The sequence below is a fragment of the Micromonospora sp. B11E3 genome (assembly GCF_039871625.1).
In the GTDB taxonomy this organism is placed as follows: domain Bacteria; phylum Actinomycetota; class Actinomycetes; order Mycobacteriales; family Micromonosporaceae; genus Micromonospora.
Window position 1 is genome coordinate 83,596 of sequence record NZ_JBDPMC010000006.1, and the last position, 15,817, is coordinate 99,412.

Consider the following 15,817-nt stretch of genomic DNA (forward strand, 5'->3'; position numbering starts at 1 on the left):
TCAGCCGACGGTGGGGGTGGCGCCGGTCGGCCCGTGCACCCGGGCCACCCAGGCGTCCGGGTCGCCCAGCTCCTCCAGCCGGGGCAGGGTGAGCGGCGAACCGAAGACCTTGTTGAAGCCGTCCATGCCGACCCGCTCGACCACGCCGTGGACGAACTTGCGGCCCTCGGCGTACTGGCGCATCTTGACCTCGACGCCGAGCAGCCGGCGGACCGCCTTCTCCAGCGGGTTGCCGGCCTCCCGGCGCCGGTTGAACGCGGCCCGGATGCGCTCGACGCTCGGAATCACCTGCGGCCCGACGCCGTCCATCACGAACTCGGCGTGCCCCTCCAGCAGCGTCATCAGCGCGGTGAGCCGGTCCAGCACGGCCCGCTGGGCGGGGGTCTGCACGAGGTCCAGGACGCTGGTCCGGCTCTCCGGGTCCCGGATCGCGTCGGAGAGGGTGGCCACGCCCCGGCGCAGCCGCTCCAGCAGGTGCTCGCCGCCCTGCGAGGCGTCCACGAACGCCTGCACCTCGCCGAGGAAGTACGCCCGCATCCAGGGCACGGCGGTGAACTGCGTCCGGTGGGTCACCTCGTGCAGGCAGACCCAGAGCCGGAAGTCGCGCGGGTCGGCCTGAAGCTTTCGCTCGACCTCGACGATGTTCGGGGCGACCAGCAGCAGCTGGCCCGGGTCGCCGGAGAAGACCTCGTACTGGCCGAGGACCCGGCCGGAGAGGTACGCCAGCACGCTGCCGGCCTGCACCCCGGTCAGCCGGGAGCCGATCGCCTCGGTGAGCGGGCCGGGCCGCTTGTCCCCGGCGAGGCGGCTGACGAGCGGGGCGATCACCTCGCGCAGCCCCGCGATGTTGGTCGCCGCCCAGTCCCGCCGATCCACCACCCGCACGGGCGGGTGGTGGACCTGGGAGTGCAACCCCGTGTAGTCGGCCACGTGGCCGGCCGCCTCGTCGGTGAGCCGCCGCAGCTCGGCGACGACCTCGGTGGCCTCCGCGTACGACACCCGGGGGCCCGACTTACCCAGTGCCCCCGCGGTCGCGGCGGCCAGATCCCAGTCGACGAACTGCGCCATGGACCCACCGTACCCGCGCCGGAACACCTCGCCGGCCGGCGACCAGGCCCATACCGCCCCCAATCACCGCCAACTCGCCCCGTATCGGGGTCAGCGGCAGCCGCAGGCGGCCAGGGCGGAGGTGATGCGGTCGAGAGCGCGGCGGGTCTCGTCCGGCGTGCCGGCCGGGGCCTCGTCGGTGAGCACGGCGAAGGTGAGCAACCGCCCGTCCCTGGTGGTGACCAGTCCCGCGATGGCGTGCACCCCGGTCAGCGTCCCGGTCTTCGCCCGCACCACGCCGGCCCCGGCCGTGGTGCCCGTCGCCTGGTACCGGCCGTCGAGGGTGCCGGACCAGGCGGCGACGGGCAGGCCGCCGAAGATGGCGGCCAACTCGGGGTGGCTGCCGTTGCCGGCGAGCGTGACCAGGTCGGTGAGCAGGGAGGGGCTGATCCGGTTGGCCCGGGACAGCCCGCTGGCGTCGGAGAGGGTGATCTCATCGGCCGGCAGGCCCAGCTCGCCGATCACCGCGTCCATGGCCGCCGCGCCGCCGGCGAACGACCCCGGCTGGTTGCGGGCCAGCGCCACCTGCCGGGCCAGCGCCTCGGCGATCACGTTGTCGGAGTCGCTGATCATGATGTCGACCAGCCGGATCATCGGCAGCGACTCGACCCGCCCCAGTTCGGCGCCGGGCGTGACGGTGCCGGCCGGGGCCCCGTTGGCCGCGGGCGCCCTGCCCCGCCTCACCTCGGCGGCGTCCCCGGAGAGCCCGAGCAGCCTGGCGAACGCGCCTCCGGCGGCCAGGTCCGGCTGCGCCGACCGCTGCGCCCAACCGTGCATGTCGTCGAAGTTCTTCCGCGCGGCCTCCGGGTCCGTACGAGCGCCGTCCGTCATCAGCGCGGTGATCGCCGCGCCGAAGCCGCCGGTCGGGATGTCGGAGTCCCAGCCGGGCCCGTGCACCGGGCCGGGGAAGAGCGAGGAGTCGACGGTGACCTTGGTCGGCTCCGTACCGCCGAGGGCGTGCTTGACCTGCTGCGCCAGGTCGTCCAGGCGGGCCGCCCCGGGGTAGAAACCGTCGCCGTCGACCGCCAGGGTCGGGTCGCCGCCGCCCACCAGCACCACCTCGCCCGGGTTGGTGCCGGCCACCGCCCGGGTCGGGATGCGGTAGCTGGGGCCGCGGGCGGCCAGCACAGTCACCGCGGTCGCCAGCTTGGTCACCGAGGCGGGCACGGTGCCGTCGTCGCCGCCCCGGGCGTAGAGCGAGCCGCCGTCCGCCACGTCCGCCACCGACACGTTGACCCGGCTGCCGAGTTCGGGAGCCCGGACCAGCGGGTCCAGCGCGGCGCGGACCCCGTCGGGGGTCGGTGCCGGCGCCCCCGGGTCCGCGCCGGCGAGCACCGGCACGGGGGCGGGCTCCGCGGCGTCGGCGGTCGCCTCCGGTGCGACCCGGTCCGCGCCGAGCCAGCCGGCCACCGGGCCGGGCCGGACCACGGCCAGTCCGGCCCCGACCAGGACGAGCAGCAGCACCGTGGCCAGCACGGCGAGCGGGAGCCGCCGGCGGCGCCGGGCGGGAGCCGGGAGGACGCCGGGCGGCGGGCCGGGCGGCGGCGGGACGGCCGACACCGGGGGCGGGGTGCCGAGCGGGATACGCGAGGCGTCGGTGAGGCCGACGTACCGGTCGGCGGCCGTCGGGCCGGTCGGGGGCGCCCACGCCGGCGGCGGTGGCAGGTCGCTCGGCGCGGTCAGGGCGCCGCCCGGGGGCGCGGCGGCGGGATCGGGCCTACGGGGCAGATTGGCCCCGGGCACCGGAAAACGGCCGTTCACCCTCCCGGAAGGCGGGCGTCCGTTCTCCCGTCCGTCAAGCCCCTCCGGGCGGTAGTGTGAATCTTCCCTCCCCACGGCCCCCTCCTCCCGGTGTGGAAAACAGCTTGGGTGACACTACTTCGGTCCGAACACTATGCGGCGGCCGGAGCCCGCGGGTGCATTCACCCGTACGGGAGCGGCGTCACTTGTTTCCGTCAGCCAGCGTGGGCAACGAGGGAGCGTGGGAGATGGATTTCGACGTCACGGTTGAGATCCCCAAGGGTCACCGCAACAAGTACGAGGTGGACCACGTGACCGGCCGCATCCGGCTGGACCGCACCCTCTTCACGTCCACGCAGTACCCGGCGGACTACGGGTTCATCGAGGGCACCCTGGGCGAGGACGGCGACCCGCTGGACGCCCTCGTGCTGGTCCCCGAGCCGACCTTTCCGGGCTGCCTCATCCGCTGCCGCACCATCGGCATGTTCCGGATGACGGACGAGAAGGGCGGCGACGACAAGGTCCTCTGCGTGCCCTACGAGGACCCGCGCCAGGAGCACCTGCGGGACATCCACCACCTGGGCGAGTTCGACCGGCTGGAGATCCAGCACTTCTTCGAGGTGTACAAGGACCTGGAGCCGGGCAAGTCGGTCGAGGGCGCGACGTGGGTCGGCCGGGTCGAGGCGGAGGCCGAGATCCACGCGTCGTTCCGGCGCGCCAAGGAGGCCGAGGAGCGCGGCGAGTCCGCGCACTGATCCCACCCGGGGGGAGCGCGGCGCGACCGGGCGCCGGGACCGCGCGCGAGCGCGCCGGAAACCACCTGACGTCGACGGGCCCGCCGGGCCGCTCAGCCGAGCAGCCCCCGGGCCCGTTCGTACAGGTCGAGCACCGCGCAGGCGACCGGCACGACGGCCACCACCAGCGCGGTGTCGGCCAGGTCGGCCGCCCGGCCGACGTACGGCGAGACGGGCCGCCGGGCGTAGGCGGTGCCGGCCGCCACGGCGGTCAGGGCCACGGCGAGCCCGCCGGCGGCCAGCAGCAGCCGCCCGGCCGGCCCGGAGTCCGCGGCGAGCACCCCGCCCAGCAGGGCGCACCCGGCCAGCCCGGCGACCACCGCGGGCACCCGCTGGCGCACCGCCACGAAGAGTCGGGAGCGCAGCAGCAGCACGGCGGAGACGACGGCCACGAGCAGGCGTCCGGCCAGCCCGCCCGCCGTGGCGAGCACCGCCGCCGCCCCCACCACCAGCACGGCGTGCCCGAGCAGCATGCCGGTCAGCATCTCCTCGGTCCGGGCCACCGCCGCGTGCACCCGGGCCCGATCCGGCAGGTCCCGGGCCGCCGCCGCCCCCGGCGTCGGGTCGCCGGGCAGGGTGATCGGCGGCAGCGGCAGCTTGCCCAGCCGGATGGCGACCAGCGGCAGCGCGCCCAGCGCGAACACCAGGGCGCACAGCAGCACCGCCGCGGCGCCCTCCGGCGGCAGCGCCAGCGCGCCCAGGGCGGCGAGGGCGGCGCTCAGCCCGACCGTCGCGCCGGCCACGAAGACCCGTACCCGGCTGGCCACGCCGAGCAGCCCGAGGACCGCCGCCAGCAGCAGCGCGACCGCGCCGGCCAGCAGCTCGGGGGCGCCCAGCCAGGGCAGCGCCCGGACCGGGCCGACCGGGTCGCCGGAGCTGACGGCCAGGGCGCCGGCCGCGGCGGCGTACGGCAGGGCGTAGCCGCCGAGGGTCGCGCCGGCCGCGCCGTCGGCGTACGCCCGGGAGGCGGCCGTGCCGGCGAGCGTGAGCAGCAGCGCCACCGCGACCGCGACGGGCCAGCCGGACCGGTACCCCGGCCCGGCGGTGAGCAGGGCGAGCAGCCCGACGGCGAGCGGCACCCCCGCTCCGGCCAGGGCGGCGGCGCGGGTGGCGGCGGGCGACCAGGCGGCGCCCCGGCGGCGGGCGCCGTCCACGATCGCCTCGACCACGTCGTCGTACTCCAGCTCCGGCCACTCGGCGCGGGCCGGCACCAGGTGCAGCACCTCACCGTCGCGCACGCCCTGCGGCAGCAGCGCCTGGGCGGTCAGCAGCGCGGCCCCGTCGGCGCGCCGCAGCACCCAGCCGCCGTGCCGCTCCCCGTCGTCGGCCAGGCCCTCCCCCGCGTGCCGCAGCACCTCGGGCAGCAGCTCGGCCAGCGGCACCTGCTCCGGCAGGGCGACGTCGACCCGCCGCCGGGGGGCGCTGATCGTGACGCGGGCGAGCCCGGTTGCCATCGACGTGTCTCCAATGTCAGGCGGGGAGTGGTACGGCGCGGACGACAGGACTTTACCTACGATGAGCCAGGCTCGGGTTACCGAGCGCTGTGGGGAGGCCGAGTGTCCACTGTCGTCGTCAAGCGACCGCCCCGGCGTCCGGCGCCGGACATCCTGGTGGGCGAACTGCCCGTCGACGGGCCGCCGGAGATCCCCGCCGTCGCCGGCGGGCGCTGGCAGCAGGCGCTGATGCTGCTGCCCATGCTCGGCGGCACGGTGGCCATGGCGATGATGTTCGGCCGCGGCGGCGGGGCGTACTCGTACGTGGTCGGCGGTCTGTTCGGGCTCTCCTCGCTGGCGATGCTGGTGACCTCGTGGGGCAGCGCGTCGGGCACGCCGAAGAAGTCGGAGATGATGGCGGCCCGGCGTGAGTACCTGCGGCACCTCACCACGCTGCGCCGCCGGGTCCGGCAGACCGCCGGGCAGCAGCGGGCGGGGCTGTACTACCGCCACCCGGACCCGGGGCGGCTCTGGTCGACCGTCGACAGCCACCGGGTCTGGGAGCGCCGGCCGGCCGACCCGGACTTCGCGGTGGTCCGGGTGGGCGTCGGGCCGCAGACGCTGGCCACCCCACTGGTTCCCCCGGTCACCCGGCCGTTGGAGGAGCTGGAGCCAATGACCGCGGGCGCGCTGCGCCGGTTCCTCGACGCGTACTCGGTCGTGCCCGACCTGCCGGTGGCGCTGTCGCTGCGCAGCTTCGCCCGGGTGTACGTGCGGGGCGGGCCGGCCCGGCAGGGGGCGGACGGGACCGTCCGGCCCGGCACCGGGTCGCCGGACGCGCAGGCGCTGGCCCGGGCCGTGCTCGCCCAGCTCGCGGTGTTCCACGCCCCCGACGAACTGCTGATCGCGGTCTGCGCCGGCCCGGAGCGCCGACCGCTGTGGGAGTGGGTCAAGTGGCTGCCGCACGCCCAGCACCCGACCCGCTCCGACGCCCTCGGCCCGGTCCGCCTGGTCACCAGCTCCGCCGTGGAGCTGGAGGGGCTGCTCGACGAGGTGCTGTCCAGCCGGTCGCGGTTCAGCCCGGCCGGCCCGGCCACCGACGGCCCGCACGTCGTGGTGGTGCTCGACGGCGGCGACCTCACCGGCGCGACCGACCTGGTCGGCGACGGCGGCATCGACGCGGTCACCGTCGTCGACCTGGACACCCCGCCGCCCCGCCTGCTCGACCGGTACGCCCTCCTGCTCGACCTGCGCGGCGGCCGGCTGCACTCGCACTCCGCCGACGGGGCCGCCGAGGTCGGCACCCCCGACCGGTTGGCACCGGCCGACGCCGAGGCGGTCGCCCGCCGGCTGGCCCCGCTGCGGCTCGCCACCGCCGTACGCGGGCCGGACGCCCCGGTCAACGCCGAGCTGGGCCTGCCCGAGCTGCTGGGCATCGGCGACCCGGAGAACTTCACCGCCGAGCAGGGCTGGGCGCCCCGCTCGGCGCGGGACCGGCTGCGGGTGCCGATCGGGGTGGGCACGGACGGCGGCGCGATCGAGCTGGACCTCAAGGAGTCCGCGCAGGACGGCATGGGCCCGCACGGCCTGCTGATCGGGGCGACCGGCTCCGGCAAGTCCGAGCTGCTGCGCACCCTGGTGCTCGGGCTGGCCGCCACGCACAGCTCCGAGCAGCTCAACTTCGTGCTGGTCGACTTCAAGGGCGGGGCGACGTTCGCCTCCTTCGAGCGGCTGCCGCACACCGCCGCGGTGATCACCAACCTGGCCGACGCGCTGCCCCTGGTCGACCGGATGGTCGACGCGATCAACGGCGAGCTGGTCCGCCGCCAGGAGCTGCTGCGCCGGGCCGGCAACTTCGCCAGCCTGCGCGACTACGAGCGGGCCCGGGCGGCGGGCGCCCCACTGGCCCCGCTGCCGTCGCTGCTGCTGATCTGCGACGAGTTCTCCGAGCTGCTGTCGGCCAAGCCGGACTTCATCGACCTGTTCGTGCAGATCGGCCGGCTCGGCCGGTCGCTCGGCGTGCACCTGCTGCTGGCCTCGCAGCGGCTGGAGGAGGGCCGGCTGCGCGGGCTGGACACGCACCTGTCGTACCGGATCGGGCTGCGCACCTTCTCGGCGCTGGAGTCCCGGACGGTGCTCGGGGTGCCCGACGCGCACGAGCTGCCCCGCTCGCCCGGCCACGGCTACCTGCGCTTCGGCACCGAACCCCTGGTCCGCTTCAAGGCCGCGTACGTCTCCGGGGCGCTGCGCCGCACGGGCGGCGCGGCGGGGGCCGGCGGGTCGGGCGCGCCCCGGCTGCTCGCCTTCTCCACGCACGTCGTGCCGGTCCCGGAGCCGGTCACCCCGACCCCACCCCCCGCCGAGGCGGAGACCGGCGTGGCGAGCCTGCTCGACGCGCTGGTGGGCCGGCTGGCCGGGCAGGGCCCACCGGCGCACCAGGTGTGGCTGCCGCCGCTGGACGAGGCGCCGACCCTGGACGAGCTGCTCGGGCCGGTCGGCACCGACCCGGCGCGCGGGCTGACCGTCGCCAACCCGGAGCTGCACGGCGCCCTGCAGGTGCCGGTGGCCGTCGTCGACAAGCCGTTCGAGCAACGTCGGGACCTGCTCTGGCTGACCCTCGGCGGGTCGGCGGGGCACGTCGGGGTGATCGGCGGCCCGCAGAGCGGCAAGTCCACCCTGTTGCGCACGCTGGTCTGCGCGCTGGCGCTGACCCACACCCCGGCCGAGGCGCAGCTCTACTGCCTCGACTTCGGCGGCGGCGGGCTCGGCGCGCTGCGCGACCTGCCGCACGTCGGCGGGGTGAGCGGCCGGACCGACCCGACCGCCGTCCGGCGGACCGTCGGCGAGCTGGTCACCCTGCTCGCCGACCGGGAGCGGCGCTTCGCCGAGTTGGGGGTGGACTCGATGGGCGCGTACCGGCAGCGGCGCGCCGCCCTCGCCGCCGCCGGTCAGCCGGCCACCGACCCGTTCGGCGACGCGTTCCTGGTGGTGGACGGCTGGGACGCCCTGCGCAAGGAGTACGAGGACCTGGAGCCCCTGGTCACCGAGCTGGCCACCCGGGGCCTGTCGTACGGGGTGCACGTGGTGGCCACCGCCCACCGCTGGACGGACTTCCGGCCGGCGGTCCGGGACCTGTTCGGCTCGCGCGTCGAGCTGCGCCTCGGCGATCCGACCGACTCGCTGCTGGTACGGCGGAACGTCGCGGCGAGCGTGCCGGAGCGGACGCCGGGCCGGGGGATCACGGCGGAGAGCCAGCACTTCCTCGCCGCGCTGCCCCGCCTGGCCGGGCTGGGCGGGGAGACCGCCGACCTGGTCAAGGCGGTCGCCGCGGCGTGGACCGGCCCGGCCGCGCCCGCCGTCCGGCTGCTCCCGCCCGTGCTGCCGTACGCGGAGCTGGACCTGACCGCGGCGACGGGGCTGGCGCTGCCGATCGGGATCGCCGAGGCCGACCTGCGGCCGGTGGCGCTCGACTTCGCCACCGAGCCGCACCTGCTGGTCTTCGGCGACGCCGAGTGCGGCAAGTCGTCGTTCCTGCGGGCGCTGGCCGCCACCATCGTCGGCCGGTTCACCCCCGACCAGGCCCGGGTGATCCTGGTGGACTACCGGCGCAGCCTGCTCGGCGCCATCGAGACGGACCACAACATCGGGTACGGCATCGACGCCGCCCACACCACCACCCTGGTCGAGTCGGCCGCCGGGTACATGCAGCTCAGGCTTCCTGGCGGGGACATCACCCCGGCACAGCTGCGGGAGCGGTCCTGGTGGTCGGGGCCGGAGCTGTTCGTGCTGGTCGACGACTACGACCTGGTCGCCAGCGCCCCGGTCAACCCGCTGCGCGCGCTGGAGGAGTACCTGCCCCAGGCGCGGGACATCGGCCTGCACCTGGTGCTGGCCCGCCGCGCCGGCGGCACCGGCCGGGGGTACGACCAGTTCCTCCAGCGGCTGAAGGAGCTGTCCACCCCGGGGCTGGTGATGGCCGGCAGCCCCGAGGAGGGGCCGCTGGTCGGCCAGATCCGGCCCGGCCCGCTGCCTCCGGGCCGCGCCCGGCTGGTCACCCGGCGGGAGGGCGTACGGCTGGTGCAGCTCGCCCACCTGCCTCCGCAGTGACCGCTGTTCGCGGTTCGCCCCGTCGCGGACGGGGGAACCGGTAATCTCCGAGCAGCATGTGTCCAGGGCGACGAATGGCGGGGGATGTGACTGGGGTTCGGCACGGCCGCCCGCCGAAGGGGCTACGGCGCACCGGCCGCGCGCTGCTCGGCGCGACGGTGGTCGCGGTGTCGGTCGCCGGTCTCGCGCCGCTGCCGGCCCACGCCGCCGACCTCGCGTCGATCACCGCCCCGCCAGCCCACGCCGCCGACCTCGCGTCCGTCGCCGCTCCGACGGCCCTGCCGGCGGCCCGGCGGGCCGCGCCGGTCGACACGCCGGCGCGCACCGACCAGATCCGCGACGAGCAGTGGCAGCTCGACGAGCTGCGGGCGGCGACCGCCTGGCAGTCCTCGACCGGGCGCGGGGTCACCGTGGCGGTGATCGACTCCGGGGTGGACGGTTCGCACCCGGACCTGGCCGGTCAGGTGCTGCCCGGCATCGACCTGGTCGGCGACGGCGACACCGACGACGGGGCGGACCCCGTCGGGCACGGCACGACCGTGGCCGGCCTGATCGCCGGGCGCCGCGACGACAGGCGGGGCGTGGTCGGGCTCGCCCCCGACGCCAGGATCCTGCCGGTCCGCGTCCTGGACGACAAGAACCGGTACGACGACGCGATGATCGTCGCCAAGGGCGTGCGCTGGGCGGTCGACAACGGCGCCCGGGTGATCAACCTTTCGCTCGGCGGCAGCGGTGACAGCCCGGCCCTGGCGGCCGCGCTGGACTACGCGTTCGTCCGCGACGTGGTGGTGATCGCCTGCACCGGCAACCTGGCCACCTCCTCCGACGTCAGGGTCTGGTACCCGGCGCGGGAGCCGGGCGTCGTCGCGGTCGCCGGTCTGGAGCAGGCCAGCGAGAACCTCTGGGCCGGCTCGATCACCGGCCGCGCCACCGTCCTCACCGCACCGGCGACCGGCCTGGTCGGCGCCCGGCCGGGCGGATACTGGCGGGTGCAGGGCACCAGCTTCGCGTCCCCGCTGGTCGCGGCGACCGCCGCGCTGATCCGGGCCCGCTGGCCGCAGATGTCGGCCGGCGAGGTGGTGAACCGTCTGATCAGCACCGCCCGGGACATCGGCCCCACCGGCCGCGACGACCGCTTCGGGTACGGCCTGGTCGACCCGGTCGCCGCGCTCACCGCCGACGTACCAGCGGTGTCGCACAACCCGCTCGACGACCGCTCGTCCCCCGGCGTGGTCGGCTTCGGCCCGGCACCCGGCGTCCCCGAGCACGACCGGCTGACCGCCACGGACAGCGCCCCGCCCGGCCTGACCACCGCCGAACAGCGCAGCGGGTGGTTGGCGCAGCCGGCCGGCGGCGGGCACGACTCGGACCGGGAACGGCTGTGGGCGGGGATGGTCCTCGCCGTCGCCGTCGTCACCGGAACCGCGCTGATGGTCCGCCGCCTGCGGCGATGGGGCCGCTGACCGGCCCGCGTCGGTCCCGTCGCAGCCGCCCGGTCTGATCGGGTGCTGCGCGGGGTAGGGATGCGAGCATGAACAGGCCAGGTCGCACAGAGCTGTCAACCCGCCCGCCGTGGCCGGTCCGCCGGCTCGACCCCGACGCGTCCCTGGGGCTGCGGCTGACACTCGCCGCCACCGCGGCCTTCCTGGTCCTGGTGCCGTTCGCTCTGCTCGCCGTGCTGGTCGTCGGAGCCTGGCCGCCGCTGCACCGGCTGGACGCCGCGGTGACCGACGCCCTGCACGGGTACGCCCTCGGCCATCCGGCCTGGGTGCGCTTCATGACAGTGTGGACAAACGTCTTCGGCCCGGGACCGCTGCGGCTGGCCGCGCTCGCGGTGGTGGTCTGGCTGTTCCGCCGGGGCGCGCACCGGCTGGCCTGGTGGGCGGTCACCACGATGGTGGTCGGTGGCCTGCTCGGCCCGCTGCTCAAGCTGCTGGTCGGCCGCCACCGGCCGGACCTGCTCGACCCGGTGGCCTCGGCCGCCGGCTACGCGTTCCCCTCCGGGCACGCGCTGAACGCCGCCCTGGCCGCCGGGGCGCTGCTGCTGGTGTTCCTCCCGTACGCCCGGGGGCGCCCGGCCGCGCGGTGGGCACTGTGGGCCGGAGCCGTGCTGCTCGCGGGGCTGACCGGGCTGAGCCGGGTGGCGCTGGGCGTGCACTGGGTCAGCGACGTGGTCGGCGGCTGGCTGCTCGGCACGGCGACCGTGGCCGCGACGACCGCCGCCTTCCGCACCTGGCGGGCCCGGACGGGCCGGCGGCCGGGGCACCCGGTCACGGAGGGCGTCGAGCCCGAGTTGGCCGACCGTGGGGAGCCGCGCCGGCCGGACGACGGCCGCGCGTAGTTCGGCGCGCGCCGGGGTAATGGGCGGGCCATGTCCGATTTCGCGGTGCGGGCTCTCCGCTGGGTGGTGCTGCCGGTGGCCCTGCTTCTGGCGGTCATGGTCCTACTGGGGGTCCTCGTCACCCGGGTGTTCGACCGGACGTGGCCGTTCACCGTGGAGGACGCGGTCAACCGCGAGCTGGCCGCCGACCGGACCGAGGGCTGGAACAACGTCTCGCTCGTGTTCAGCACCCTGGCCAGCACGCAGGTGATCGTCGTGGTCACCGTGCTGGTGGCCCTGGTTCTCTTCCTGGTGCTGCGCCGCTGGCGGGAGCCCATCTTCCTGTGCGCGGCGGTCAGCGCCCAGGCGCTGGTCTTCCTGCTGACCACGATCGCCATCGACCGGCACCGCCCGGCGGTCGAGCACATGGACGCCTCCCCACCCACCTCCAGCTTCCCGTCCGGGCACACGTCGGCGGCGGTGGCGCTCTACGTCGGCGTCGCGGTGCTGCTCGCGGTGCGGTCGAGGAGCACCGGGGCGAAGGTCGCCTGGTGGACCCTGCTGCTGGTGGTGCCGGTCGGCGTCGCGCTCACCCGGATGTACCGGGGCATGCACCACCCGAGCGACGTGGTCGCGTCCTTCCTGAACGGCGGCACCTGCGTGCTGATCATGGCCCGGGCGGTGCTCGACCGTGGGGTGCGGTGGGGGCGGGGGAAGCTGTCCACCGTCACCGGCCGGACAGACGAATCGGCCCGGGCCACCACTCCCGCCTCCTGACCTCGGCTCGGGCGTCGGTCAGGTGCACTTGCCGGTGCTGACGGGGCGGGTCCGCTCGGCACCGGCGAGGGCCACCGGACGGGCCTCGGCGGCGGTCACCGCGAAGCCCGTGTGCGGGTCGTCCGCCGCCGCCGCGAAGATCACCCCGAGCACGAGCCCGTTCGAGGAGACCAGCGGACCGCCGGAGTTGCCGCTGCGGACCCACGCCCGGATCGTGTAGATCTCCCGGGTGACGTCCCCCGAGGAGTAGATGTCCGGCCCGGTGATCCGGTCGACGTCCCGGACCCGGGCCGACTGGGCGTTGTACGGCCCGTCGAGCGGGAAGCCCAGCACGACGGCGTCCGCACCGCTGCCCGCGCTGCCGGCGGCGAAGCGCAGCGACGGGCCGGGCAGCCCCGGCACCCGGAGCACGGCCAGGTCCCGGTCCGGGTCGTAGACCACCACCTCGCCGTCGTACCGGTCGCCGTCGAGCTCGACCGACACCGAGCGGGTGCCGGCGACGACGTGGGCGTTGGTCATCACCCGGTCGTCGGCGTACACGAAGCCGGAACCCTCGATGCGGCGCGCGCAGCTCGGCGCGGAGCCCAGCACCTTGACGACCGAGCGCCGGCCGTCGGCCACCACCTCCGAGCCGGCCAGCGCCGGGTCCGGGGGTTCGACCTGCCGGGCGCGGGTCGGCGCGAGGTCGCCGAAGACGTCCGGGAAGCCGTTGGTGTCGACGGTGTCCCGCAGCGCGTTCGAGACCTGCTTGGCCCGCTCGGGCATCACCTCGTCGACCACGCTCAGCAGGGCGCTGTTGCGCACCGAGGCGGCGAGCCAGGGCAGCGACGACGAGCCCAGCGGCGCCACCACCAGCCAGGCGGCCAGCAGGACGGCGACGGCCGAGACGAACACGCCGCCGATGTCGTCGGCGTGTCTGCCGATCTCGCTGGTGATCGTCTTGCGCAGGTGGGAGCCGACCCAGCCCGCCAGCGCCTGCCCCGCCACCGCCAGTCCGAAGACCGCGGCCAGGGAAACCAGTACGCGCGTGCCGGGTTCGGCGAACTGCCGGGCCAGCAGCGGCCCGGCCTGGAGGCCCACGAGGACCCCCAGGAAGAAGCCGGACAACGACAGCAGCCCGATCACGAAGCCCTGGTGGTATCCGCTGATCGCGAACACGAGCATGAGCAGGAGCAGGACGACATCCACGGCGGACACGGATCAAGGGTACGGCCACGGCGCTCGGCTGGCCGTCGCTCGCGGAACGTGACGGTCAGGTCAGCGGGCCGGCCATCTCGTCGACGGCGTCCGTGCCGGCCGACGGCGCCGGGGCCGCCCCGGTCGGCGGCAGGTCGACGACCCGGTCCCGCGGCCACGGGCGGGCCCAGCCACCCATCTCCAGCAGTGTGGCGAGCACGCCGGCGGTGAAGCCCCAGACCAGCATCCCCCGTACGGAGAAGGCGGGGCCGATCCAGCCGCTGGGATGGCGTACCCGCATCCGGTTGCCCGGGTCGACCAGCTCGGCGACCGGCAGCCGGGCGACGTGCGCGACCTCGGCCGGTTCCCGGGGGTGCACCGGGTGCGGCCGGTGCCACCAGGCGAGCACCGGGGTCACCACGAAGTCGCTGACCGGGATCCACAGCTTCGGCAGTTCGGCCAGGACGGTGACGCTGGCCGGGTCGAGGGCGACCTCCTCGTTCGCCTCGCGCAGCGCGGTGGCGGCGGCGTCGGCGTCCTCCGGGTCGGCCGCCCCGCCGGGGAACGCCGGCTGCCCGGCGTGGTTGCGCAGGGTCGCGGCGCGCTGCAGGACCAGCACGTCCGGGCCGGCCCCCGGCTCCTCGGCGAGCAGGACCAGCACGGCGCTCTCCCGCCCGCCGCTGGCCGGGGTGGCGATCCGGGTGAAGTCCTCGGCGCGGGCGGTGCCGAGCCGGGCCAGCAGCGGGTCCAGCCACGGCGGCGGCTGCCGGGTCATGACCCGCCCTCGGTGCGCGACAGCGCGCCTCGCGAACCCGGCCCGCTCCACGCGCTCATGGCTCCACCGCCACGCCCAGGTGCTCGCGGACGAGGGCGGCGAGGCGGGCGTCGTCCAGCGCGCCGGAGGTGTCCACGTGCCGGATCCGGCCGTCGCCGTCGACCAGCACGGTCAGCGGGATGGCGTTGCGCTCCAGCCCCCGCCGCAGGCTCTCCCCCTGGTCGAACAGCATCGAAAAGCGGATGCCGAAGTCCTCGCCGATCGACTGTGCCGCGTCCCGGCTGTCCCGGGTGTTCACGCCGACCACCTGGAGCCGGCCGGCCGTACGCTCGCTGAGCCGCTGGAACGCGGACAACTCCTTGCGGCAGGGCGGGCACCAGGACGCCCAGAGGTTGATCACCGCCGGCCCCCGGATGTCGCGCAGCGCGACCGGTTCGCCGCCGGTGAAGCAGGGCAGCGCCAGGTCGGGCAGCACCGCGCCGACCGGCGCGACGCCGGACGCCGTCCCGGCCGCGCCGGGCGCGGCCGAGGAAGAATCCGCGGGTGCCGCCGAGACGGAACCCGCAGGCGCGGCGGAAGCGGATCCCGCGGGCGCGGCCGAGGCCGGCGGCACCGCCAGGTCCGCGCAGGCGGCGAACGGCGACGGCCGGGTGTTCTTCCGGGGCGCGGTGGCCGACGGCTCCTCGGCGGTCGCGGTGCAGGCGGCGGTCAGCAGGGCCACCGGCAGGAGCAGGGCGGCGAGGCGGCGCTTCACGGCACCTCCGCCACGACCGCCTGCTGCGGCACGAGCGCCGGATCGACGCCGGCGGCGACGGCCAGGTCCCGGGCCCGGGGGCCCTTGAGCAGCTTCGCGGCCGCGGCCGCCTCGGTCGGCCCGGTCCCGTACGACGGGCAGAGCCTCGCCAGTGTGCACGCGCCGCAGGCCGGCTTGCGGGCGTGACAGACCCGCCGGCCGTGGAAGATGATCCGGTGCGACAGCATCGTCCAGTCGCGCTTCGGGAACCGCGCGCCGACGGCGTGCTCGATCTTGACCGGGTCGGTCTCGGCGGTCAGCCGCCAGCGGTGCACCAGCCGCTGGAAGTGGGTGTCGACCGTGATGCCGGGGACGTCGAAGGCGTTGCCGAGGATGACGTTGGCGGTCTTGCGCCCGATCCCGGGCAGCGTCACCAGGTCGGCGAGCTTTCCCGGCACCCGCCCGCCGTACCGCTCGACGAGGGCCTGGCCCAGCTTGATCAGCGAGTCCGTCTTGTTCCGGTAGAAGCCGGTCGGCCGGATCAGTTCCTCCAGCTCCGCCCGGTCCGCCCCGGCGTAGTCCGCCGCCGTCGGGTAGCGGGCGAACAGCTTCGGCGTGACCTCGTTGACCTTCTTGTCCGTGCACTGCGCGGAGAGGATGGTGGCGACGGCCAACTCCAGCGGGTTGGCGTGGTCAAGCTCACAGTGCGCGTCAGGATGGGTGTCGGCCAGCATCCGGCCGATCTTCCGCGCGCGCCGGGTGCGGCCGAGATCGGTCTCGGTGGCTCGGGAGGGACTGGTGGTCACGACGGCCAGCCTACGTCGGACCGCCCGCGGACCGGCGGGTCCACGGGCG

Annotated in this window: 12 protein-coding genes; 5 read left to right on the plus strand and 7 right to left on the minus strand. The window is 75.9% G+C overall.

What is annotated here, in order from left to right:
• The gene (locus ABGB16_RS05315) at nucleotides 1-1,068 is read right to left on the minus strand and encodes a zinc-dependent metalloprotease (protein ID WP_347666818.1); all 1,068 of its coding nucleotides are present in this window, start codon (nucleotides 1,066-1,068) and stop codon (nucleotides 1-3) included.
• 90 nt (nucleotides 1,069-1,158) lie between these two features.
• On the minus strand, nucleotides 1,159-2,667 hold the full coding sequence (dacB, locus tag ABGB16_RS05320; RefSeq protein WP_347666893.1) for a D-alanyl-D-alanine carboxypeptidase/D-alanyl-D-alanine-endopeptidase: 1,509 nt from the start codon (nucleotides 2,665-2,667) through the stop codon (nucleotides 1,159-1,161).
• 428 nt (nucleotides 2,668-3,095) lie between these two features.
• On the opposite strand from dacB, the gene ABGB16_RS05325 reads away from it, so the two are divergent.
• Nucleotides 3,096-3,602 carry an inorganic diphosphatase gene (locus ABGB16_RS05325; RefSeq protein WP_347666819.1) on the plus strand — a complete coding sequence of 169 codons (507 nt, stop codon included), beginning with the start codon at nucleotides 3,096-3,098 and terminating at the stop codon, nucleotides 3,600-3,602.
• Between the two features lie 92 nt (nucleotides 3,603-3,694).
• Here ABGB16_RS05325 and eccD read toward each other — a convergent pair whose 3' ends face one another.
• Nucleotides 3,695-5,095 (minus strand): type VII secretion integral membrane protein EccD, encoded by a 1,401-nt coding sequence (gene eccD, locus ABGB16_RS05330; protein ID WP_347666820.1) that lies wholly within the window; start codon nucleotides 5,093-5,095, stop codon nucleotides 3,695-3,697.
• 102 nt (nucleotides 5,096-5,197) lie between these two features.
• Between eccD and eccCa the strand changes: the two genes are divergently transcribed.
• From eccCa to ABGB16_RS05350, 4 genes are all read left to right on the plus strand, one after another.
• The gene (gene eccCa / locus ABGB16_RS05335) at nucleotides 5,198-9,181 is read left to right on the plus strand and encodes a type VII secretion protein EccCa (RefSeq protein ID WP_347666821.1); all 3,984 of its coding nucleotides are present in this window, start codon (nucleotides 5,198-5,200) and stop codon (nucleotides 9,179-9,181) included.
• Between the two features lie 74 nt (nucleotides 9,182-9,255).
• A complete protein-coding gene (gene mycP / locus ABGB16_RS05340; protein ID WP_347666822.1) occupies nucleotides 9,256-10,644 on the plus strand; it encodes a type VII secretion-associated serine protease mycosin in 1,389 nt (462 codons plus the stop codon).
• A gap of 68 nt (nucleotides 10,645-10,712) precedes the next feature.
• Nucleotides 10,713-11,522, plus strand: a complete 810-nt coding sequence (locus ABGB16_RS05345; protein WP_347666823.1) for a phosphatase PAP2 family protein — start codon at nucleotides 10,713-10,715, stop codon at nucleotides 11,520-11,522.
• A 30-nt stretch (nucleotides 11,523-11,552) separates the two neighbouring features.
• Nucleotides 11,553-12,278, plus strand: a complete 726-nt coding sequence (locus ABGB16_RS05350) for a phosphatase PAP2 family protein (protein ID WP_347666824.1) — start codon at nucleotides 11,553-11,555, stop codon at nucleotides 12,276-12,278.
• Between the two features lie 18 nt (nucleotides 12,279-12,296).
• Here ABGB16_RS05350 and ABGB16_RS05355 read toward each other — a convergent pair whose 3' ends face one another.
• From ABGB16_RS05355 to nth, 4 genes are read right to left on the minus strand one after another with little or no spacing between them, the layout of a single operon-like run.
• A complete protein-coding gene (locus ABGB16_RS05355; RefSeq protein ID WP_347666825.1) occupies nucleotides 12,297-13,475 on the minus strand; it encodes a MarP family serine protease in 1,179 nt (392 codons plus the stop codon).
• A 55-nt stretch (nucleotides 13,476-13,530) separates the two neighbouring features.
• Complete coding sequence (locus ABGB16_RS05360; RefSeq protein WP_347666826.1) at nucleotides 13,531-14,229, minus strand: CoA pyrophosphatase; 699 nt, start codon at nucleotides 14,227-14,229, stop codon at nucleotides 13,531-13,533.
• 55 nt (nucleotides 14,230-14,284) lie between these two features.
• On the minus strand, nucleotides 14,285-14,983 hold the full coding sequence (locus ABGB16_RS05365) for a TlpA disulfide reductase family protein (RefSeq protein ID WP_347666827.1): 699 nt from the start codon (nucleotides 14,981-14,983) through the stop codon (nucleotides 14,285-14,287).
• On the minus strand, nucleotides 14,980-15,768 hold the full coding sequence (nth, locus tag ABGB16_RS05370) for an endonuclease III (RefSeq protein WP_347666828.1): 789 nt from the start codon (nucleotides 15,766-15,768) through the stop codon (nucleotides 14,980-14,982). The genes ABGB16_RS05365 and nth overlap by 4 nt, the downstream gene beginning before the upstream one ends.
• Nucleotides 15,769-15,817 lie beyond the last annotated feature (49 nt).

Bases quoted from the DNA above. Each gene is read 5' to 3' on its own strand.
- ABGB16_RS05345 (WP_347666823.1), top strand. From the start codon at position 10,713: ATGAACAGGCCAGGTCGCACAGAGCTGTCAACCCGCCCGCCGTGGCCG.
- eccD (WP_347666820.1), bottom strand. From the start codon at position 5,095: ATGGCAACCGGGCTCGCCCGCGTCACGATCAGCGCCCCCCGGCGGCGG.
- ABGB16_RS05350 (WP_347666824.1), top strand. From the start codon at position 11,553: ATGTCCGATTTCGCGGTGCGGGCTCTCCGCTGGGTGGTGCTGCCGGTG.
- mycP (WP_347666822.1), top strand. From the start codon at position 9,256: ATGGCGGGGGATGTGACTGGGGTTCGGCACGGCCGCCCGCCGAAGGGG.
- ABGB16_RS05325 (WP_347666819.1), top strand. From the start codon at position 3,096: ATGGATTTCGACGTCACGGTTGAGATCCCCAAGGGTCACCGCAACAAG.
- ABGB16_RS05315 (WP_347666818.1), bottom strand. From the start codon at position 1,068: ATGGCGCAGTTCGTCGACTGGGATCTGGCCGCCGCGACCGCGGGGGCA.
- ABGB16_RS05360 (WP_347666826.1), bottom strand. From the start codon at position 14,229: ATGACCCGGCAGCCGCCGCCGTGGCTGGACCCGCTGCTGGCCCGGCTC.